The organism is Methylobacterium sp. A54F (assembly GCF_053346035.1).
In genome coordinates, this window is the sequence record NZ_JBKFBF010000001.1 from 215983 (window position 1) to 234204 (window position 18222).

At 73.7% G+C, this 18222-nt stretch carries 17 protein-coding genes; 11 read left to right on the forward strand and 6 right to left on the reverse strand.

Annotated elements, in window-relative coordinates; translation table 11 throughout:
* Positions 1 to 291: 291 nt before the first annotated feature.
* The 3 genes from ACLBXP_RS01065 to ACLBXP_RS01075 all read left to right on the forward strand — a co-directional run bounded on the left by ACLBXP_RS01065 (position 292) and on the right by ACLBXP_RS01075 (position 2987).
* A complete protein-coding gene (locus ACLBXP_RS01065) occupies positions 292 to 1422 on the forward strand; it encodes a patatin-like phospholipase family protein (RefSeq protein WP_447665666.1) in 1131 nt (376 codons plus the stop codon).
* Between the two features lie 44 nt (positions 1423 to 1466).
* Positions 1467 to 2132 carry a sigma-70 family RNA polymerase sigma factor gene (locus tag ACLBXP_RS01070; RefSeq protein WP_447665667.1) on the forward strand — a complete coding sequence of 222 codons (666 nt, stop codon included), beginning with the start codon at positions 1467 to 1469 and terminating at the stop codon, positions 2130 to 2132.
* A gap of 87 nt (positions 2133 to 2219) precedes the next feature.
* Positions 2220 to 2987, forward strand: a complete 768-nt coding sequence (locus ACLBXP_RS01075) for an anti-sigma factor family protein (protein ID WP_447665668.1) — start codon at positions 2220 to 2222, stop codon at positions 2985 to 2987.
* A gap of 237 nt (positions 2988 to 3224) precedes the next feature.
* On the opposite strand, the gene ACLBXP_RS01080 is transcribed toward ACLBXP_RS01075, so the two are convergent.
* Positions 3225 to 4238 (reverse strand): bifunctional riboflavin kinase/FAD synthetase, encoded by a 1014-nt coding sequence (locus ACLBXP_RS01080; protein WP_447665669.1) that lies wholly within the window; start codon positions 4236 to 4238, stop codon positions 3225 to 3227.
* Positions 4239 to 4511: 273 nt separating this feature from the next.
* Between ACLBXP_RS01080 and ACLBXP_RS01085 the strand changes: the two genes are divergently transcribed.
* Both ACLBXP_RS01085 and ACLBXP_RS01090 read left to right on the forward strand, forming a co-directional pair.
* Positions 4512 to 4895, forward strand: coding sequence for a response regulator (locus tag ACLBXP_RS01085; RefSeq protein WP_447665670.1), 384 nt, complete (start codon positions 4512 to 4514; stop codon positions 4893 to 4895).
* A gap of 119 nt (positions 4896 to 5014) precedes the next feature.
* Complete coding sequence (locus ACLBXP_RS01090) at positions 5015 to 5560, forward strand: protein phosphatase CheZ (RefSeq protein ID WP_447665671.1); 546 nt, start codon at positions 5015 to 5017, stop codon at positions 5558 to 5560.
* Between the two features lie 3 nt (positions 5561 to 5563).
* Here the strand turns inward: ACLBXP_RS01090 and ACLBXP_RS01095 are convergent, their stop codons facing one another.
* Both ACLBXP_RS01095 and ACLBXP_RS01100 read right to left on the reverse strand, forming a co-directional pair.
* On the reverse strand, positions 5564 to 6481 hold the full coding sequence (locus ACLBXP_RS01095) for a TIGR01459 family HAD-type hydrolase (RefSeq protein WP_447665672.1): 918 nt from the start codon (positions 6479 to 6481) through the stop codon (positions 5564 to 5566).
* Positions 6482 to 6654: 173 nt separating this feature from the next.
* Positions 6655 to 8091 (reverse strand): EAL domain-containing protein, encoded by a 1437-nt coding sequence (locus ACLBXP_RS01100; RefSeq protein WP_447665673.1) that lies wholly within the window; start codon positions 8089 to 8091, stop codon positions 6655 to 6657.
* A gap of 287 nt (positions 8092 to 8378) precedes the next feature.
* Between ACLBXP_RS01100 and ACLBXP_RS01105 the strand changes: the two genes are divergently transcribed.
* From ACLBXP_RS01105 to ACLBXP_RS01115, 3 genes are all read left to right on the forward strand, one after another.
* Positions 8379 to 8600 (forward strand): heavy-metal-associated domain-containing protein, encoded by a 222-nt coding sequence (locus ACLBXP_RS01105; protein ID WP_447665674.1) that lies wholly within the window; start codon positions 8379 to 8381, stop codon positions 8598 to 8600.
* A gap of 61 nt (positions 8601 to 8661) precedes the next feature.
* Positions 8662 to 9987 carry an aminotransferase class III-fold pyridoxal phosphate-dependent enzyme gene (locus ACLBXP_RS01110; RefSeq protein ID WP_447665675.1) on the forward strand — a complete coding sequence of 442 codons (1326 nt, stop codon included), beginning with the start codon at positions 8662 to 8664 and terminating at the stop codon, positions 9985 to 9987.
* Positions 9988 to 10166: 179 nt separating this feature from the next.
* Positions 10167 to 11840 (forward strand): formate--tetrahydrofolate ligase, encoded by a 1674-nt coding sequence (locus ACLBXP_RS01115; protein ID WP_447665676.1) that lies wholly within the window; start codon positions 10167 to 10169, stop codon positions 11838 to 11840.
* A gap of 72 nt (positions 11841 to 11912) precedes the next feature.
* Here ACLBXP_RS01115 and ACLBXP_RS01120 read toward each other — a convergent pair whose 3' ends face one another.
* A complete protein-coding gene (locus tag ACLBXP_RS01120) occupies positions 11913 to 14792 on the reverse strand; it encodes a phosphoenolpyruvate carboxylase (RefSeq protein WP_447665677.1) in 2880 nt (959 codons plus the stop codon).
* Between the two features lie 192 nt (positions 14793 to 14984).
* On the opposite strand from ACLBXP_RS01120, the gene ACLBXP_RS01125 reads away from it, so the two are divergent.
* The 3 genes from ACLBXP_RS01125 to ACLBXP_RS01135 are packed head-to-tail and all read left to right on the forward strand — an operon-like array spanning position 14985 to position 16499.
* Positions 14985 to 15254, forward strand: coding sequence for a hypothetical protein (locus tag ACLBXP_RS01125; protein ID WP_447665678.1), 270 nt, complete (start codon positions 14985 to 14987; stop codon positions 15252 to 15254).
* Positions 15255 to 15256: 2 nt separating this feature from the next.
* The gene (locus tag ACLBXP_RS01130; protein ID WP_447665679.1) at positions 15257 to 16033 is read left to right on the forward strand and encodes a hypothetical protein; all 777 of its coding nucleotides are present in this window, start codon (positions 15257 to 15259) and stop codon (positions 16031 to 16033) included.
* Positions 16034 to 16070: 37 nt separating this feature from the next.
* The gene (locus ACLBXP_RS01135; RefSeq protein ID WP_447666200.1) at positions 16071 to 16499 is read left to right on the forward strand and encodes a cupin domain-containing protein; all 429 of its coding nucleotides are present in this window, start codon (positions 16071 to 16073) and stop codon (positions 16497 to 16499) included.
* 61 nt (positions 16500 to 16560) lie between these two features.
* On the opposite strand, the gene ACLBXP_RS01140 is transcribed toward ACLBXP_RS01135, so the two are convergent.
* Entirely contained in the window at positions 16561 to 17226 is a 666-nt protein-coding gene (locus ACLBXP_RS01140; RefSeq protein ID WP_447665680.1) for a DUF2268 domain-containing putative Zn-dependent protease, read from the reverse strand.
* A gap of 88 nt (positions 17227 to 17314) precedes the next feature.
* A complete protein-coding gene (gene yddG / locus ACLBXP_RS01145; RefSeq protein ID WP_447665681.1) occupies positions 17315 to 18205 on the reverse strand; it encodes an aromatic amino acid exporter YddG in 891 nt (296 codons plus the stop codon).
* Positions 18206 to 18222 lie beyond the last annotated feature (17 nt).

Genomic DNA, 18222 nt, shown 5'->3' on the forward strand with positions numbered 1-18222 from the left:
CGGCTGGCGCTCCTGCGGCCGACCCCGCCCATCGGGCCGGCAGTTCACGCGAATCCTCGAACGCACGTCACCTTACGCGCGCAATCGTTGAGGTGAGATTGCAGGCGCGCAGCGTCAAGCGGGCGCGAGCACGAGGCTCGCGCCGGCCACGTCATGTCGCATTCGCGCGCCGATGTCGAGGTTCGTGATCGCGGGGGCAGGGGCGCGTGCACCGCGGGAGAGACCCGCCGCGCGCCGGTTTTCCGGTGGCCGCCGGTTGATGTTGCAGCGCAACACGCCATGTTCTGAGCCATGACGACGGATGATTCCCACGGCCCCGAGCCGCAGAACCCCGCCACCGCCGTGCCGGCCCCCGTCTCGGACGGGATCGAGAGCCTGCCCTCGGCCCACCCGCCCCTCACCATCCTGGCCGGCCCGCGCGCGGAGAAGAACGTCGCGCTGGCGCTCCAGGGCGGCGGCGCCCACGGCGCCTTCACCTGGGGCGTGCTCGACGCCCTGATCGAGGACGGGCGGCTCGGCTTCGAGGCCGTGACGGGCGCGAGCGCCGGCGCCATGAACGCGGTCGTGATGATCGACGGCTGGCTGAAGGGCGGCCCGGAGGGCGCCCGCGCGGGCCTCGAGCAGTTCTGGCGCGAGGTCAGCCTGGACGGGGACCTGCGGCCCGTCCAGCGCAGCCTGTTCGACGGCGTCCTCGGCTTCTGGAAGGGGAACCCGGTCGCCGAATTCTGGCTCAAGGCGCTGACGCCGAGCCCCTACGTTTCCAATCCGCTCAACATCAACCCGCTGCGCCGGGCCCTGGCCGAGCAGGTCGATTTCGAGCGCCTGCGGGCGGCCGACACCGCCGGCATCTTCGTCTCCGCCACCAACGTCTGGACCGGCAAGCTCGCGGTGTTCGAGCGCGAGCGGCTCACCGTCGACCACCTGATGGCCTCGGCCTGCCTGCCCACCGTGTTCCAGGCCGTGGAGATCGACGGCGTGCCCTACTGGGACGGCGGCTACCTCGGCAACCCGCCGCTCTACCCCCTCCACCGGGGGGCGGTGACCCGCGACATCCTCCTCGTGCAGATCAACCCCGTCGAGCGGCGCGAGACGCCGCGCACCCAGGCGGAGATCCAGGACCGGCTCAACGAGATCACCTTCAACGCGAACCTGATGCGGGAGCTGCGGGCCATCGACTTCCTGGACGGGCTGATCGAGGAGGGCGTCCTCGGGCAGGGCCAGTACCAGCGCGTGCTCGTCCACCGCATCGACGGCACCGACGCGCTGGAGGAGTACAACACCGCCTCGCGGCTCGACGCCCGCTGGCGCGTGTTCCTGCGCCTGCGCGACAAGGGCCGGCTGGCCGCGCAGGCCTGGCTCGCCGAGAATTACGACGGGATCGGTCGCGACTGCACCCTCGACCTGCCCTCCGCCTACCAGTGATACGGGCGGCGGGATTAACCCGCCCCTCCGGACGTTCACCCCGTATGATCGCCGACAAGTCCAAGCGCCCCGAGATCGTCGACCTGCTGGTGCCGCTGCGGCGCTACGCCCGCTCGCTCACCCGGGACACCCTGCGGGCGGACGATCTCGTGCACGACACCCTCGTCCGGGCGCTGGAGGCGCAGGGCAACCTGCGGCCGAACACCAACCTGCGCACCTGGATGATGACGGTGCTGCACAACGTCTTCATCGACGACCAGCGCCGCAAGCGCGTGGAGACCCGGCACGCCGACGTGCTGGTGCAGATGAGCGACGAGGCGGTTCCGCCGGCCCAGGAGGGGCAGGTGCGCCTCGCCCAGATCCGCGAGGCCTTCCTGACGCTTCCCGAGGAGCAGCGGGCCGCGCTTCACCTCGTGACCCTCGAGGGCATGGCCTACGCGGACGCGGCGGCGGTGCTCGGCATCCCGATCGGCACGCTGATGTCCCGCCTCGGCCGCGGGCGCGCCGCCCTGCGCGCCTACGAGGAGAACGGTCCGCGGACCACCGGCCGGAACGAGGCCGACGGCGCCGCCAAGCCCCAGGGCGGGCGCCGGCGGGGCGCGGAGCGGGGCGGGCACCTGCGCCTCGTCGATCCCGGCGATTCGCCCGGCGATTCCCCCGACGCTTCGCCCGACGAAGCGGCGGATGTCCGCGCCGCGGGCGGGTCCTGACACCCGCACAGCTTGACACCCCGGGGCCCGGTGCCCCGCGGACGTGACGGTTTGGGACTTGGTTCGGACTTGCTGGGACTTGGCGCGATGATCGACCCGATCACTGACAGCGACCTCACCGCGTTCGTCGACGGGCAGCTCGACGGCATGCGCCGCCTCGAGGTCGAATCCTACCTCGCCAGCAACCCGGCCGCCGCCGCGCAGATGATGGCCGAGCTGCGCGACCGCGATGCGCTCCGCGAGGCCCTGCTGCCGCACCCGGGCCCGGGGCCGGAGCGCCTGCGCGTCGCGGCCCGCCGGCTCGACCGGGCGCTGACCTGGAGCCGCGTCGCGGCCCGGCTCAAGCGCGCGGCGGCGATCGCGGTGCTGGTCGGCGCCGGCTGGCTCGCCCACGGCGAGATCGGCGCGTTCGGGGTGCCCGACACCTTCGCCTCGCCGGTGGACCCGACCCTCGTGGAGGATGCCCAGCAGGCCCGCCGCACCGCGCTCCTGCGGGCCCGCATCGCCTCGCAGCGGACCACGCCGGTCTACGACCGCGGCGAGATCGAGGCGGCCACGGGCATCCGCCTGCCCACCCTGCCGGAGAACTGGCAGGTGCGCGACGTGCAGGTCTTCCCCGCGCACCAGGGGGCCGGCATCGAGGTGGCGATCGAGGCGGCCGACCTCGGCGAGGTCTCGCTCTTCGCCACCCATCGCCGCGGCCTGGGGCAGGGCGGCGGCGTCACGCGCTCCGCCGATGGCGGAACCCTCTACTGGATGGCGGACGGCTCCTCCTACGCGCTGAGCGGCACGGCCGGCGACGCCGCCCTGCAGAAGGCCGCGATGACCCTGGCCTCGATCGCGCCCGCCCACTGAGGCCCGGCGTCCCGGACCCCGCCGGGAGCGCCACTCAGAGCCTGTTTGATTCATGACAGCAAAGGGTTGTCGGACCGGTGGCCGTTGTCCAGCCCATCCCCCTCATCCTGAGGTGCTGCGAAGCAGCCTCGAAGGAGCCATCCAGAAGCCGCGCGATCCCTGGAGCCCTCCTTCGAGGCCGCTGACGCGGCACCTCAGGATGAGGTAACGCGTTGGAATAACGCCTCAAACAGGCTCTCAGCCCAGCATCGAGGGTGTGCGGTCGGCGGCGAGCATCCGCCGCGCCGCCGCGGCGTCGAGGTCCATGCGGGCGATCAGAGCCTCGGCCGAGGCGAAGCGCTCCTCCCCGCGGATGTAGCCCGCGAACTCCACGGCGAGAGGGCGCCCGTAGAGGTCGCCCGCGAAGTCGAACAGGTTGACCTCGAGGAGGGGCGCGCCGTCGTCGAAGGTCGGGCGCCGCCCGTAGCTCGCCACCCCGTCCCGGAAGGTGCCGTCGTCGAGGCGCGCGCGCACCGCGTAGATCCCGTGGGCGAGCTCGCAATCGGCGAGCGCCATGTTGGCGGTCGGGTAGCCGAGGGTGCGCCCGCGCTTGTCCCCGTGGCGGACCGGGGCGTTCACGAACCAGCGGTAGCCGAGGAGCGCGTTGGCCCGCGCGACGTCGCCCTCGGAGAGGGCGGCGCGGATGCCGCTCGACGAGACCGGCCCCTCGCCCGCGGCGAGCGAGACCGCCGGCACGATGCGGCAGGCGAGGCCCGCCTCGCGGCACAGCTCCGCCAGGAGCGCGGGCGTCCCCTCGCGGGCGCGGCCGAAGTGGAAGTCGTGGCCGATGACGACGCCCGACAGGCGCAGCTCGTCCCGCAGCAGGCCCATCACGAAGTCGCGGGCGCCGGTTCCGGCGAGGGCGGCATCGAAGCGGCGCACGATCAGCCCGTCGAGGCCGAGCCGGGCGAACACGATCTCCTTGGCGGTGCGGTCGGTGAGCCGGAACATCGGCGCGTCGGGCGCGAAGTAGGCGCGCGGATGCGGCTCGAAGGTCAGCACCACCGCCGGGCGCCCGAGGGCGTCGGCATCCGCCCGCGTCGCCGCGATCAGGGCATGATGGCCCCGGTGAACGCCGTCGAAATTGCCGATCGCCGCCATCGCGCCGGCGAGGCGGGCCGGCACGGGCTCGCCCTCGCGGCAGATCGTGAAGGGGTGCGCGGGCCGCCCTCCGCCTTCGGTCGCGTCGCCCTTCGGGTCACCTGGCGGCATCGGGTCGCTTCGGCACTCTCGGTCTGGCTGGGGCGGGCCGGGGGGCGGTCCGCCCGGAGCGCGGCGGACCCTGTCGAAAAGCGCCCGGGGGGTCAAGGCGTGACACGAAGCGGTCCAGGCGCCCGGGCCGGGGCGCACCGCCCGGTTAACCGCTTCGCAATCGGGCCCCGCGTATTCTCGGTACCCATGAGGGCCGTCGCGGGGACGGCGCCTCTTCGAAATTGCGCACGACGGGGCCGCGCAGCAGGGCCCCGAAGACGGAGCACAGCGCCCATGGCCATCGACCTCAGCATGCCGATCCTCGTCGTCGACGACTACCAGACGATGGTCCGCATCATCCGCAACCTGCTGAAGCAGCTCGGCTTCGAGGAGGTCGACGACGCGTCCGACGGCACCGCGGCGCTGGCCCGCCTCAAGAGCCGCAAGTACGGCCTCGTGATCTCCGACTGGAACATGGAGCCGATGACCGGCTACGAGCTGCTGCGGCACGTGCGCGCCGACGAGGCCCTGCGCACCACGCCCTTCATCATGGTCACCGCCGAGTCCAAGACCGAGAACGTGATCGCGGCCAAGAAGGCCGGCGTGAACAACTACATCGTCAAGCCGTTCAACGCCGCGACCCTCAAGACCAAGATCGAGGCGGTCTGCGGCGCCTGAGCGCCCGGCCGGACCTCGATCCCCCGAGCCCTCCCCGTCGCGATACGCCGCGCGACGGGGACGGGAGGCGCTTGTAGGCCGGCCCCGTGGAGGGGCCGGTCCATCCGAGCGGAGGCACCATGCTGTTCGTCAACAAGCTCCGCCGTTCGCCGTCGCCGGGCCAGCCCGACCGGGTGCCGCCCCAGGTGATCGACGAACTCGTCGAGATCGCGGACTACATCAGCCATCTCCGGCAGGAGATCGCGGCCCTGCGGGCGAACGAGATCACCCGCGACCGCATCCCGATGGCCCACGAGGAGCTCGGGAGCGTGCTGGAGGCGACCGCGGGGGCGACGAACGCCATCATGGCCTCGGCGGAGGGCATCCTGGCCCTGCCCGACGACGGCAACTACCGCACGCAGGTCGAGGCCCGGATCTTCGAGATCTTCGAGGCCTGCGCGTTCCAGGACATCACCGGCCAGCGCATCGGCAAGGTGGTGGAGGCCCTGCGCAGCCTGGAGCTGCGCCTCGCCCGCTTCGCCAGCGCCGTGAAGGCGCGGGACGAGGCCGGCCAGGACCCGAACGAGGCCGAGCGCCGCGGGCGCGCCGAGCGCCTCCTGCTCAACGGTCCCCAGCTCCAGGGGCCCGAGACCCCTCAGGACGCCATCGACGCCCTCTTCGCCTGAGCCCTACCAGACGAGCCGCTCGATCACCGCGTCCGGCTGCACGGCCTGGCGGGCGAGCCACGCGGCGACGTCGCCGAGGCGGTCGTGCTCGGCCGAGACGCCGAGTTCCTCCGCGTGGATGCCGCGGGCGACGAGCAGGCTCGGGATGCCGAAGCCCCGCGCCCCCGCGATGTCGGTCCGCAGGGCGTCCCCCACCGCCAGCACCCGCTCGGGCGCCGGCCGCCCGAGGCCGTCGAGCTCCCCCGCGAGGTCGAGGGCGGCCTCGTAGACGGGCCGGTGGGGCTTGCCCGCCCAGGTGACGCGGCCGCCGATCTCCTCGTAGGCCGCCGCGATCAGGCCCGCGCAGGGGATGAGCTCACCGTCGCGCTCGACCACGAGGTCGGGGTTCGCGCAGATCATCGGCACGTCGCGGGCGCGGAAATCCGCGAGGCGGTCGCGGTAGTCCTCCGCGGTCTCGCGGGTGTCGTCGAAGGGCCCGGTGTTGACGACGAGGTCGGCGACCTCGCCCGGGACGAGGCGGGCGTCGAGACCGTCGAACAGCGGCCCGTCCCGCTCCGGCCCGAGGTGGTGGATGCGCGCGCCCGGCGCCTCGGCGAGGTGCGCGCGCACGAGGCCGCGCGTCAGGTCCCCCGAGGTCAGGATCGCGTCGTAGGCCGCGCGCGGCACGCCGAACCGGTCGAGGATGCGCTGCACGCCCGGGGCGGGGCGGGGCGCGTTCGAGACGAGCACGACGCGGCGCGGCCGCCCGTCGGGATCGAGGCCCCGGAAGCGGATCAGCGCATCGCCCGCACCCGCGTGCGCCCGCGTCCCGTCGTGCAGCACGCCCCAGACGTCGCACAGGATGAGGTCGTAGCGCGCGGCGATGCCGGCGATCCCGTCGAGGGTCGGGACCGTCCCGGCAGGGGCGGACGTGAGGGCCATGGCGGATCCTGATCGGGGTCTAGAGGCGGTCCAGGAGACGTGGTTGCCGGTTCTCCGTCCGGACCGACGACATCAGAGGGACCAGGGTCTGTCCGCCGGTTCCATGACCGGCGAACAGACCCTGGTCGGCGCCGGGTTACGGGCCGGGGCCCGCGATGGCAACCGGCAGGGGCTCAGCCGGCGCGGCGCAGGAAGTCGCGGAAGGGCCGGCGCTGCGGCTCCGGCGCGGCCGGCTCGGGGGGCGGGGGCTCGACCGCCGGAGGGGCGGCGAGCACGTCGGCCCGCACCGGCCGGGGCGGGGCGAACACGCCGCCCTGCCCGAAGGGCACGTCGAGGTCGATCAGGTCCGGCACGTCGGATTCGCGCTCGATGCCGGCGGCGACGAGGCGGATGCCGGCGCGGCCGAGGGCCGCCACCAGGTCCTCGGTCGCGATGTCGGCCAGCGCCTGCCCGGCGCGGCCCGGACGCAGGAGCAGCTCGGCCGGCACCTTGACCTGCGTCACGCCGTGCTGGGCGAGGGCGGCCGCGTCGAAGCGCAGGTCGCTCGCCCGGTCGAGGGTGAAGCCGATGCGGCCGCGCATCGCCGCGAGCGCCCCGGCCTGCTCGGCATCGAGGCTGCGCCAGCTCTCCTGCGGCAGCGCCACCACGAGGCGCCCGCTGAGCCCCGGCTCCAGGGCGACGAGGCGCGGCAGGGCCCGCAGGAAGCCCGGCTCGAACAGGGAGCGGGGCGAGAGGCCGTAGGCCACCGCGGCGGCGCTGCCGCGCCCGGCGAGGTGCCGGGCGACGGTGGCGACCCGCTGCAGCATCCGCCGGTCGAGGTCGGTGGTGCGCCCGTGCCGCTCCAGCGCCGGCAGGAACGCCTCCGGCGCCAGCACCTGCCCCCCGGCCCGCAGGCGCGCCAGCGCCTCGTAGGAGGAGACTTTGCGCTGGGGCAGCGTGACCACCGGTTGCAGGTGGACCTCCAGGCCGTCGCCGTCGAAGGCTTCGAGGATCTGCGCGTCGCGCGCCTCGTCGTCCGGATCCGCGGCGAGGTCGGCCTCGGCGGTGGGCTCCGGCTCCGGCGGCCGCGGCGGCAGAGGACGCCGCGGGAGAGGGGGCAGGGCCGCGACCGGCGGCGTCGGACCCGGCGCGGCGGGCGGCCGGACGTCCGGGGGCGCGGCGCCGGACACCTCGTGGACGGGCGCGCGGACGGGGGCGTGGACAGCGAGGACCGGAGCGGACGGCCGGGGATCGGCCTTCAGGCGGGCGATCTCGCCGTCCTGCGTCGAGACCACGGCGGCCAGGTCGCGCACGATGCCGCTGAGGAGGCCGATCTCCACGGTGACGTCCTCGACGTCGGCCGCCAGCCGCCCGTCGCCGGCGGCGGGCTTCGCGGCGGCCTCCGCCCGGATCAGGCGCTCGGAGAGCACCCCCACCTCGGCCGAGAGCTTCTCGCAGCGGGCAACGAGGCCGCGCAGGCGCAGGTGCGCGGCGAGCCCTGCGACCAGGCCCAGCGCGGCGAGCGCGTAGGCGACGGGGAGCGGCGCGAACACGGCGAGCGGCGCGAGCAGGACGAGCCCGAGGAGACCCAGGGCCAACAGGCTGACATGCCGGCCGAAGATCCGGGCCATCGGAACGCTCGATACCTTGCTGGGACGCGGGACGGGCCTCCGGATCGCGCGTACGACACCGAATCGGAAACCAGGGGGTTTTGTCGCCGAGCCGCGGGAACGCGACAAGCCGGCGGCATCCCGCCGGCCGGATTTTCCGGGCGCCGCGCCGCAGAATTCGCCCGGGTGTGTCCTATCCGGGCCTGCCGAGCGGCCACCGCGGGCCGTGCCGGCATCGTCGCGCTTGCAACGGGCGCCGGCGCGGACGACATGCGTCGGCAGGTCCCTTCGCACCCGGAGCCGCACGCATGGACGAGACGCAGAGCGATTTCCTGATGCAGGTCGAGGGCATGACCTGCGCCGGCTGCGTCGAGGCGGTGCGCCGCACGATCCGGCGCCTCGATCCCGGGGCCGTGGTGGACGTCGATCTGGAGCACGGCCGCATCGGCGTGAAGACCAGCGCCCAGAGCCTTGCAGTGGTGGACGCCCTGACGCAGGCCGGCTACACCGCGACCGCGATGACGGGCTGAGGCCGGGCTTCGGCTTGCCGATCGCAGCCGCATCCACCGATCGGTTGGAGGTTGGACCCTCATGCGACCCGCCCCCCTCGCGCAGAACGACCTCGACGCCTGGTGGATGCCGTTCACGGCCAACCGCGCCTTCAAGCGCGCGCCGCGCCTCATCGCGGGTGCCGAAGGGATGCACTACCGCACCCCCGACGGGCGGCAGGTGCTCGATGGGATCGCGGGCCTGTGGTGCTGCAACGCCGGACACAACCGGGCACCGATCGTCGCCGCCATCCAGGCGCAGGCGGCCGAGCTCGACTACGCGCCGCCCTTCCAGTTCGGCCATGCCGGCCCCTTCGCCCTCGCGTCGCGGCTCGCGGCGCTGGCACCGGGCGATCTCAACCACGTCTTCTTCTGCAACTCGGGCTCGGAGGCCGTCGACACCGCGCTCAAGATCGCGCTGGCCCACGCCCACGCGATCGGCGAGGGCCGGCGCACCCGGTTCGTGGGGCGCGAGCGCGGCTATCACGGCGTCGGCTTCGGGGGCATCTCGGTCGGCGGCATCGCGGCGAACCGCAAGACCTTCGGCGTCGGGTTGCCGGGGGTCGACCACCTGCCCCACACCTACGACCGCGAGCGGCAGGCCTTCAGCAAGGGCGAGCCGGACTGGGGCGCCCACCTCGCCGACGACCTCGAGCGGATCGTGGCGCTCCACGACGCCTCGACCATCGCGGCGGTGATCGTCGAGCCGATGGCGGGCTCGACCGGGGTGCTGCCGCCGCCCAAGGGCTACCTGAAGCGCCTGCGCGAGATCTGCGACCGCCACGGCCTGCTCCTCGTGTTCGACGAGGTGATCACCGGCTTCGGCCGCCTCGGCTCCGCCTTCGCGGCCGAGCGCTACGGGGTGGTGCCGGACATGATAACCTTCGCCAAGGCGGTGAACTCGGGCACCGTGCCGCTGGGCGGCGTGATCGTGCGCGAGGGCCTGCACGACGCCCTGATGCGGGGCCCCGACCACATGATCGAGCTGTTCCACGGCTACACCTACTCGGGTCATCCGCTGGCCTGCGCGGCCGCGCTCGCCACCCTCGACCTCTACCGCGACGAGGACCTGTTCGGCCGCGCCCGATCCCTGGAGCCGGCCTTCGCGGAGGCCGTGATGTCGCTCCGCGGCCTGCCGAACGTCCTCGACATCCGCACCGTGGGGCTCGCCGCCGCGATCGACCTCGCGCCGATGCCGGAGGCGCCAGGCCTGCGCGGCTTCCGGGCGATGGAGCACGCCTTCGAGGCCGGCCTCGTGCTGCGGGTCGGCGCCGACACCCTGGCGCTGACCCCGCCGCTCATCGTGAGCGAGGCGCAGGTCGGGGAGATCGTCGACCGCGTGGGCGCCGCGATCCGGGCGGTCGCCTGACCGAGAGTTAATTTTGTCGCCGCGTTGAAAAATTTCGACGCGCTTTTCGGCCCCGCTTCGCGCAGACTGGGCATGGAAACCCTGCGCGGACCTTGGCCGCGTGGTCGCCGCACGGCAAAAGCCGGCGGGACTTGAGACGCCCCACGAGCAGCCCCTCGTGCTCTAGGATTGAGGAAACCATGCCCTCAGATATCGAGATCGCCCGCGCGGCGACCCTGAAGCCCATCGGCGCGGTGGCCGAGCGCCTCGGCATTCCGGACGAGGCCCTGCACCAGTACGGCAAGCACATCGCCAAGATCGACCACGACTACATCCGGTCGCTCCAGGATCGGCCGGACGGCAAGCTCGTGCTCGTCACCGCGATCTCGCCGACGCCGGCGGGCGAGGGCAAGACCACCACGACGGTGGGGCTCGGCGACGCGCTCAACCGCATCGGCCAGAAGACCGTGATGTGCCTGCGCGAGCCGTCCCTCGGCCCCTGCTTCGGCATGAAGGGCGGCGCGGCCGGCGGCGGCAAGGCGCAGGTCGTGCCGATGGAGCAGATCAACCTGCACTTCACCGGCGATTTCCACGCCATCACCTCGGCGCACGCGCTGGCCTCGGCGCTCATCGACAACCACATCTACTGGGCGAACGAGCTGAACATCGACGTGCGGCGCATCTTCTGGCGGCGCGTGGTCGACATGAACGACCGGGCCCTGCGCGCCATCAACCAGTCGCTCGGCGGCGTCGCCAACGGCTTCCCGCGCGAGGACGGGTTCGACATCACCGTCGCCTCCGAGGTGATGGCCGTGTTCTGCCTCGCCCGCGACCTCGCCGACCTCGAGGAGCGCCTCGGCCGCATCGTCATCGCCGAGACCCGCGACCGCAAGCTCGTGACCCTCAAGGACGTCAAGGCCACCGGCGCCATGACGGTGCTGCTCAAGGACGCCCTGCAGCCGAACCTCGTGCAGACGCTGGAGGGCAACCCGGCCCTCATCCACGGCGGCCCCTTCGCCAACATCGCCCATGGCTGCAACTCGGTGATCGCCACGCAGGCGGGCCTCAAGCTCGGCGACTACGTGGTGACGGAGGCGGGCTTCGGCGCCGACCTCGGGGCGGAGAAGTTCCTGGACATCAAGTGCCGACAGACGGGGCTCAAGCCCTCGGCGGTCGTCATCGTCGCGACCGTGCGGGCGCTGAAGATGCACGGCGGCGTCAACAAGAAGGATCTCGGCGGCGAGAACGTTGAGGCGCTGGAGCGGGGCTTTGCCAACCTCGCCCGCCACGTCACCAACGTGCGCGGCTTCGGGCTGCCGGTCGTCGTCGGCGTCAACCACTTCTACGCCGACACCGATGCCGAGCACGAGGCGCTCAAGCGCCTCTGCCGCGAGAAGCTCGACGTCGAGGCGATCACCTGCAAGCACTGGGCGGAGGGCGGCGCCGGCGCCGAGGCCCTCGCCCACGCGGTCGTCGCCCTCGCCGAGGGCGAGCAGAAGCCGCTGACCTTCACCTACGAGCCCGAGGCCAAGCTCACCGACAAGATCAAGGCGATCGCGACCAAGCTCTACGGCGCGGCCGACATCCAGATCGAGTCGAAGGCCGCCACCAAGCTCGCCGCCTTCGAGAAGGAGGGCTACGGCCAGCTGCCGGTCTGCATGGCCAAGACCCAGTACTCGTTCTCGACGGACCCGACCCTGATGGGTGCGCCCTCGGGGCACCTCATCGGTGTGCGCGACGTGCGCCTCTCGGCTGGCGCCGGCTTCGTGGTGGTGATCTGCGGTGAGATCATGACCATGCCGGGCCTGCCCAGGGTCCCGGCCGCCGACACCATCCGGCTCGACGCGAACGGGCAGATCGACGGGCTGTTCTGAGGGCACCCCCCGTCCCCGGTAGGGGAGGGGTCCCGCTGCCGGGGCGAGCGCCGAGGCGCCCGTCTCCGGCGCTCAGCCGAACGCCCCGACCTCGTGCTGGATCATGCCGGAGATCTCGCGCACCTGCGCGAACATCCGGCGGATCGGCGCGAACAGGCTGTTGTGCTCGGTCTCGTAGGTGCCGACGTCGCGCGGGCCCGCCGGCTCGCCGAAGTTGAGGCCCAGCGTCGGGTCCGGTGTCACCGGGAAGATCTCGTCGAGGAGCGCGAGGCAGCCGTCTATGTCGAGGCGCAGGAAGCGCTCGATGAGCTGCTCCCGCGTGATTCCCGCCTGCGGGCGGAAGCCGGGGATGTGCACGGCGAGGAACCAGATCCGGTGGATCAGCGCCAGCCGGATGGCGTGCAGCAGGGTCAGCCGCACCGACATCTTGCCGAGGTCGGGGGCGGCCGCCTGCAGGCTCAGCCAGTCGCAGGTGAGGCGACCGAACAGGCGGCGCAGGTTCGGCGCGAGGTTCAGGCGGTCGAGCGCGCCCGCGATCACGACGAGCTCGTCGCGCCGCCCGTCGCGCTGGGTGCGGCGCGCGCGCTCCAGCCAGACCGCCGGGTCGAGGGTGTCGATGTAGGCGCGCAGCACGTCGAGGTCGCCGACGCTCGCGGCATGCTGCACCAGCCGGAAGGCCCGGGAGAAGCGCACCGAGTCGCGGCGCATGTCGCGGAACAGGTCCGGGGCGCGGCCCGCGGCGCGGCCGAGGCCGTGCACGGAGTTCGCGAGGTAGCCGAGCTGGTGCAGGATGGCGTTGTTCGGGATCGCCCGCATCTGCCGCGGGTGGGTGATCATGGCCGGGCCCCCGCCGTCCGACTGGCGCGCCACGGGCCGCGAGCCGGTCCGGTCGATCAGGCTCGGGCCGAAGGTGCCGAGCAGCGCCGCGTAGCCGGGGTCGTCGACGAGCGCCTCCATGTCCTGGCGGACCACGGTGAAGAACTCGGTGGCGAAATCGGTCTCGGCGTAGACCGGATCGTCGTCGGCGTCCGCGCCGCTCGGAGCGTCCGCGAGGGCGTAGTCTGCGAAGGCGTCGTCCTCGGCGACGTCGAGGGCGTAGACGTGCTCGGCGATGCGGGCGACGGCGGCGCCCGCGAGCGCGCGGGTGCCGAAGATCAGGTAGCCGTCCGTGCCCTGGAAGCTCGATTCGAGCCGCACCCGGATCCCGGCCGCGCGGTTGCGCTGGCGGGCATCCTCCGGTGCCAGATAGGCGAGGCGGTCGCGCAGCGAGGTCGGATGCGCGCCGCGCCCGATCGATTCGCCGTGCGTGTCGAAGATCGCGAGCTCGATGTCGGCGAGCCCGTTCTGCACCATCAGCTCGGTGATGCGCAGGCGCAGGCGCTCGATCCAGAAGGTCGCGGCGAGCTGGCCGACGTAGCGGCCCGAATCCGAGTAGCCGAACTGCACGGTCAGCCGCCCGATGCGCTTCAGGTACTGTCGCCAGTGCGGGTTGCGCAGCGCGTCGTCGAGGACGCGGATGCCCTGCTCCAGGGCCGAGGCCGTCTCGAAGAGCGGCGTGATCTCGAGCTTGTCGGCGATGCCGTAGTGGCGGGCGAGCCATAGGGCGGCGAGCAGCGTGTAGCCCGTCTCGGTCTCCGCGATGAGGAAGCGCACCGGGTGGGTGCCGTCCACGTGCTTGAGGATCTGGGCGATCGTCATCATCAGGCGCGCGGCCGAGGCGCGCTCGGCCGCGAGCGCCCCGAAGTCGACCGCCACCGGCTGCACGTCGTTGAGGAGGGCGTGGATGGTGGCGAGGTGCGACCGGCGCTGGGCCGCGTCCGTCGGCTCGCCCTCCAGGTCGATGACCCGGCGCACCGCGTTGTGGATCTGGCTCGCGTTGAGCCGGAAGTGCGGCAGCGCGTTCGAGAGGCCGTGCGTGGCAATTCCCGCGCGCAGCACCGCGATGCGCCGGCGGTCGGCCTCGTCCTCGGCCGCCGTGAGCGCGCCCGCGAGGCCCGCGAGCAGCGCGCCCGAATCGGTCTGGGCCCGCTCGCGCTCGATGATCAGCGCCAGGGCGAAGCGGTGCACCGCCTCCAGCGAGGGCTTGGCGCCGAGGCGCGGCGCCACGGCGAGCTGGCGGTTGACCGCGGCGAGCGCGCCCTCGGTCAGGCCCCGCACCACCTGCGTGGCCGCGATGTCGGGCAGCTCGCGCATCACCCGGTCGAGCTGCATGCGCTTCGATTCGAGGCGGTAGCGCAGCGTGTCCCACCAGCCAATGTCGGTGCGCCCGTCCGTGTCGCAGCCGACCCAGCTCGCGATGGCGAGCGGCTTCGGCACCAGCTCCGTCCAGCGGTCGGGCCAGCGGGCGCGGGCCGCGTCGAGGAGCGCGCCGTTGAAGGCATCGAGGGCCACGCGGCCGTGGTTGGCCGCCACGCAGGCCTGGTCGAACTCGTCGTCGAGGCTGATCGCGGGGTCGGGGCGGGTCGAGAGGGCGGCGGCCCGCTCGATCAGGGGCGCCCGCTCGGCCTCGGAGGCGACGCTCGCGCCCTCCGCCAGCAGGCTCGCCACCGCGCGGGCCATGCCGAAGGTCGGGTGGGCCGTGAACACCACCGCGAAGGCGGTGCGGCCGACGCGGTCACGCAGGGTTTCGAAGTCGCCCGAGCCACGCGGCACCGCCGCCACCAGGCGCTCGGCCACCTGGGCGCCCCCCGCGTCGTCCGGGTCGGCGTCGAGCCCGACGTAGCCGCGCAGGCGGGCGGCCCGCTCGGCGAGCGCCTGACTCCGCAGGCGCACGAACAGCGCCTCGAGGTCGCCCTCCACGATCTCGCCCCGGTCGAAGCGGCGGGTGATCGCCAGCGTCACGGCCAGGACGGGGTTGCGGAACGGATCCTCGCTCGCCTGCTCGCGGGACTCCTCGATCAGGCCGAGGAGGTGGCGCTCCAGGTCCTCGGGGGGGCGGCTCGGCTCGTCCATGCGCATCGTTCGGCCTTCTTCCGGGGGACCGCAGGGTCATCGGCGGCGGCGGGCGCCGATGCAAGTCCGTATCAGGGCCCAGCCCGCCCCTCGCGCCAACGCAAGGAACGTTCCGCACGGCGAGGCCCGCCCCCGGAGCCCTGCGATCGGCGGGTGCAACGGAGCGCGCCATGGGGTAACGCTGGTCGCCGCATGGAAACCGTCCTGATCCTGGGGGCCGTCGCAGCCTGCGTGGTCGCCGCCATTCTGGTCGCCGCGAGCGCGGCGCGGACGCGCCGCCCCCCGCTGCGCATGGGCTCCGAGCTGGAGGAGGCGGACGAGGCAGCCCTGCTCCGCACCGTCGCCCGGCCCGAGAGCCCGATCGACCGCGACGCCGAGGTGATCGAGGTGCGCCGGCCTGAGGCCGACCGGCCGCGCCGCACGCCGCGCGACGTGCTCGGTCCCTCGGACGGCGGGATCTGACGATGCGCGCACCCCCTCGTTCGGCCGCGGCGCTGCTCGCGGCGGGCCTCGCCCTGTCGGCGACGGCCGGGCAGGCGCAAGGACCGGCGCAAGCACCGGCGAAAGCGCCGGCACCTTCGCGGACGGCGCCCGCCCGCGCCGCGAAGCCCGCCGCGCCCCCGATGCCGGCCGCGAACCTGCCGCCCGTCGTCCCGCCACCCGTCGTCCTGGCGCCGGCCTGCGAGGGTCAGGCCGCCCGCTACGAGGGCGACAAGGGCTTCGTCCTGTTCGTGCTGCGGCGCGGCCGGGCCGAGGTCGAGAACCCCTTGCGTCCCCTCACGCCGGAGGTGACCCAGGTGCTCCAGGTGGCCATCAACGGCAAGCTCGCCACCGCCTACGGCCCGGAACTGACGGCGCTCCGCCGGGGCCCCGCCCCCGGGGCGCTGGAGGCGCAGATCGGCGCCCCCTTGCGCTGGGAATCGATCCTGACCGCCCTGCCGGACCCCCTCGTCATCGTCTCGGAGGCCGGCGAGCCCCTCGCCCGCCTGGGCTTCCGCGAGTGCACGGCCGCGCCTGCCGTGCAGGCACCCCCGCCCGTCGCCGCCCGCCGGGAGCGGAAGGGCCCCCCGCAGAAGAGCGCCGGCGCCGAGAAGCCCGCGGATAGGGCCGCCGGATCCCCGGCGGAGCCCGGCGAGGCGCCCGCCAAGCCCGCCCGCACCCGCGCGGCGGCCCCCAAGGCGCCCCCGGCTCCGAAAGCACCGCCGGGCTTCAACCTCCCGCAAGGGGCGATCAGCGAGTAGGGGCGGCGATGGAGGAGGCTCGGGCATGACCGAAGCGATGCGTGCGGCCCAGGTGATCGCGATGCTCGGCCTCGCGCCGCACCCGGAGGGCGGCCATTACCGGGAGACCTTCCGGGATCCCCGCACCGTGGACGGGCGCTCGGTCGGCAGCGCGATCTACTACCTCCTCGACGTCGGGGAGGTCTCGGCCTGGCACCGGGTGGACGCCGCCGAGATCTGGCACTGGCACGCCGGCGCCCCCCTCGTCCTCACCGTGAGCCCCAACGGCCACGACGCCGCCGCCCACCACCTCGGCCCCGACCTCGCCCGCGGCCAGCGCCCGCAGCTCGTCGTGCCGGCCGGCCACTGGCAGACGGCGACGAGCCTCGGCGCCTGGACCCTCGTCGGCTGCACGGTCTCGCCGGCCTTCACGTTCGACGGGTTCGAGATGGCGCCGCCCGACTGGCGGCCGGTGCCGCGGGGGTAGGGGCGGGGACGTCGGAGAGGGGACCGGGCGTTCGGGGGCGAATCCTGCCGACACGGGGCTTTCAGAGGTTCGACAAGGTCCGTCCGCGGGACGCCGCGATGACCTCGTGCGCGGGCACGTTGACCCAGGCGTCGCCGCCGACCTCGGGCTGCGTGTGAAGCCAGTCGCCCACGATCCGATACCCCAGCGTGTAGCCGAGCCAGCGGGGATACCGCCCGCCGAGGCCGAAGAACCAGGCCCGGTGGTCGTGGCCGCTGCTGGCGAGCGTCGCCGCGTCGGGGAGGTGGGCGTCCAGCACCGCGTCGGTGACGGCGCATTCCCAGGGCTCGGGAGGCGTGCCGAACAGCCGGCCGACGAACCGGCCCGCCAAGCCCTCGCTCACGAGGGCTTCCCCCAGCGTCCAGCCGTAGCCGGGGCCGGCCATGCGCAGGCAATGGTGGACCTCGTGCACCACCGTTCGCCGAAGGTCCCCGTCGCGCAGGGACCGCGCGAAGTTGGGGTTGTCGGGGTCGAGCGTGAGGGAGAAGAGGCTGCCCCGGTAGGCTTGCCCCATCGTGCCCGTCTCCGGGATCACCGCTCCGGGCAGGCGCTGCACGAGAATGTCGAGGGGCGACACGGGCAGCACGGACGCCACGGCCAGACGGGCGGTCTCGATCTCCGCGACGATGGCCTCGCGCCAGGGGCGCAGGTCGCCGGACGCCTCGAGCCAGTGCAGCTGCCACGCCATTGCCGAACCCGGATGAACCTCTTTCGCCGACCCTGCCGCAGGTCGCTACGGGTCGCAACGTCCGCGACAGAGGCGGATCCCGCGGCCCCTACCCCGCGCGTCGCGGAGCCCGGCTGCGCACCGCCACCGCGGCGCCGGCTACGATGAGGAGGCAGGCCACCGCGAGGGCGGGGGTCGCCGGGGCGTAGCCGGCCGCGACCAGGATCAGGGTCGAGAGCACCGGGGCCGCGTAGGCGCCGACGCCGAGGAGGCGGATGTCGCCCCGCTTCACGCCGATGTCCCAGAGGTAGAAGGCGAGGCCCACGGGCCCGAGGCCGAGGGCCGCCACCGCCGCCCATTCGCGGGCATCCGCCGGCCAGACGGTGCGCTCGAAGGCGAGGTGGCAGAGGAGGCTCAAGGCGGCGGTGGCGAGGCAGAAGCCCGCGACGGCGTCGGTCGGCACCGCGCCGACCCGGCGGGTCAGCACCGAGTAGCCCGACCAGACGAAGGCCGCCGTCAGCGCCGCCGCGTAGCCGGGGGCGGCGCCGGCCTCGAAGCCGAGGCTGCCGCGGCCGACGAACAGCGCGACGACGCCGGAGAGCCCGAGCAGCGCCCCGAGGAGGTGCCCGGGCCGCAGGCCGCCCTCGCCCGGCAGCGTCGCGGAGAGCAGCACGATCAGGAGCGGCCAGAGATAGTTGAGGAGCCCCGCCTCGGCGGGCGGCGCGAGGCGGAGCGCCGCGAAGTAGAGGGCGTGGTAGCCGAACAGGCCGCCGATCCCGAGGGCCCAGACGGCCGCCGGCTGGCGCAGGGCCCGGATGCCGGCGGGCCGCACGATCCAGGTCGCGCAGCCGAGGAGGCCGCCGAGCGCGAAGGTCATGGCGGCGAGCTGGAACGGCGGCACCGCGCCGGAGGCGGCGGTGAACAGGGCGAGCAGCGACCACAGCAGGATCGCGCCGCAGCCGACGAGGGTGGCCTGGGCGGAGGACAGGGCGGGAACCATGCGCGGAGCGCTACCAC

Coding starts and splice junctions, on each gene's coding strand:
- ACLBXP_RS01125 (WP_447665678.1), top strand. CDS start 14,985: ATGGAAACCGTCCTGATCCTGGGGGCCGTCGCAGCCTGCGTGGTCGCC.
- ACLBXP_RS01120 (WP_447665677.1), bottom strand. CDS start 14,792: ATGGACGAGCCGAGCCGCCCCCCCGAGGACCTGGAGCGCCACCTCCTC.
- ACLBXP_RS01075 (WP_447665668.1), top strand. CDS start 2,220: ATGATCGACCCGATCACTGACAGCGACCTCACCGCGTTCGTCGACGGG.
- ACLBXP_RS01090 (WP_447665671.1), top strand. CDS start 5,015: ATGCTGTTCGTCAACAAGCTCCGCCGTTCGCCGTCGCCGGGCCAGCCC.
- ACLBXP_RS01105 (WP_447665674.1), top strand. CDS start 8,379: ATGGACGAGACGCAGAGCGATTTCCTGATGCAGGTCGAGGGCATGACC.
- yddG (WP_447665681.1), bottom strand. CDS start 18,205: ATGGTTCCCGCCCTGTCCTCCGCCCAGGCCACCCTCGTCGGCTGCGGC.
- ACLBXP_RS01070 (WP_447665667.1), top strand. CDS start 1,467: ATGATCGCCGACAAGTCCAAGCGCCCCGAGATCGTCGACCTGCTGGTG.
- ACLBXP_RS01065 (WP_447665666.1), top strand. CDS start 292: ATGACGACGGATGATTCCCACGGCCCCGAGCCGCAGAACCCCGCCACC.
- ACLBXP_RS01130 (WP_447665679.1), top strand. CDS start 15,257: ATGCGCGCACCCCCTCGTTCGGCCGCGGCGCTGCTCGCGGCGGGCCTC.
- ACLBXP_RS01085 (WP_447665670.1), top strand. CDS start 4,512: ATGGCCATCGACCTCAGCATGCCGATCCTCGTCGTCGACGACTACCAG.
- ACLBXP_RS01110 (WP_447665675.1), top strand. CDS start 8,662: ATGCGACCCGCCCCCCTCGCGCAGAACGACCTCGACGCCTGGTGGATG.
- ACLBXP_RS01095 (WP_447665672.1), bottom strand. CDS start 6,481: ATGGCCCTCACGTCCGCCCCTGCCGGGACGGTCCCGACCCTCGACGGG.
- ACLBXP_RS01080 (WP_447665669.1), bottom strand. CDS start 4,238: ATGCCGCCAGGTGACCCGAAGGGCGACGCGACCGAAGGCGGAGGGCGG.
- ACLBXP_RS01115 (WP_447665676.1), top strand. CDS start 10,167: ATGCCCTCAGATATCGAGATCGCCCGCGCGGCGACCCTGAAGCCCATC.
- ACLBXP_RS01100 (WP_447665673.1), bottom strand. CDS start 8,091: ATGGCCCGGATCTTCGGCCGGCATGTCAGCCTGTTGGCCCTGGGTCTC.
- ACLBXP_RS01140 (WP_447665680.1), bottom strand. CDS start 17,226: ATGGCGTGGCAGCTGCACTGGCTCGAGGCGTCCGGCGACCTGCGCCCC.
- ACLBXP_RS01135 (WP_447666200.1), top strand. CDS start 16,071: ATGCGTGCGGCCCAGGTGATCGCGATGCTCGGCCTCGCGCCGCACCCG.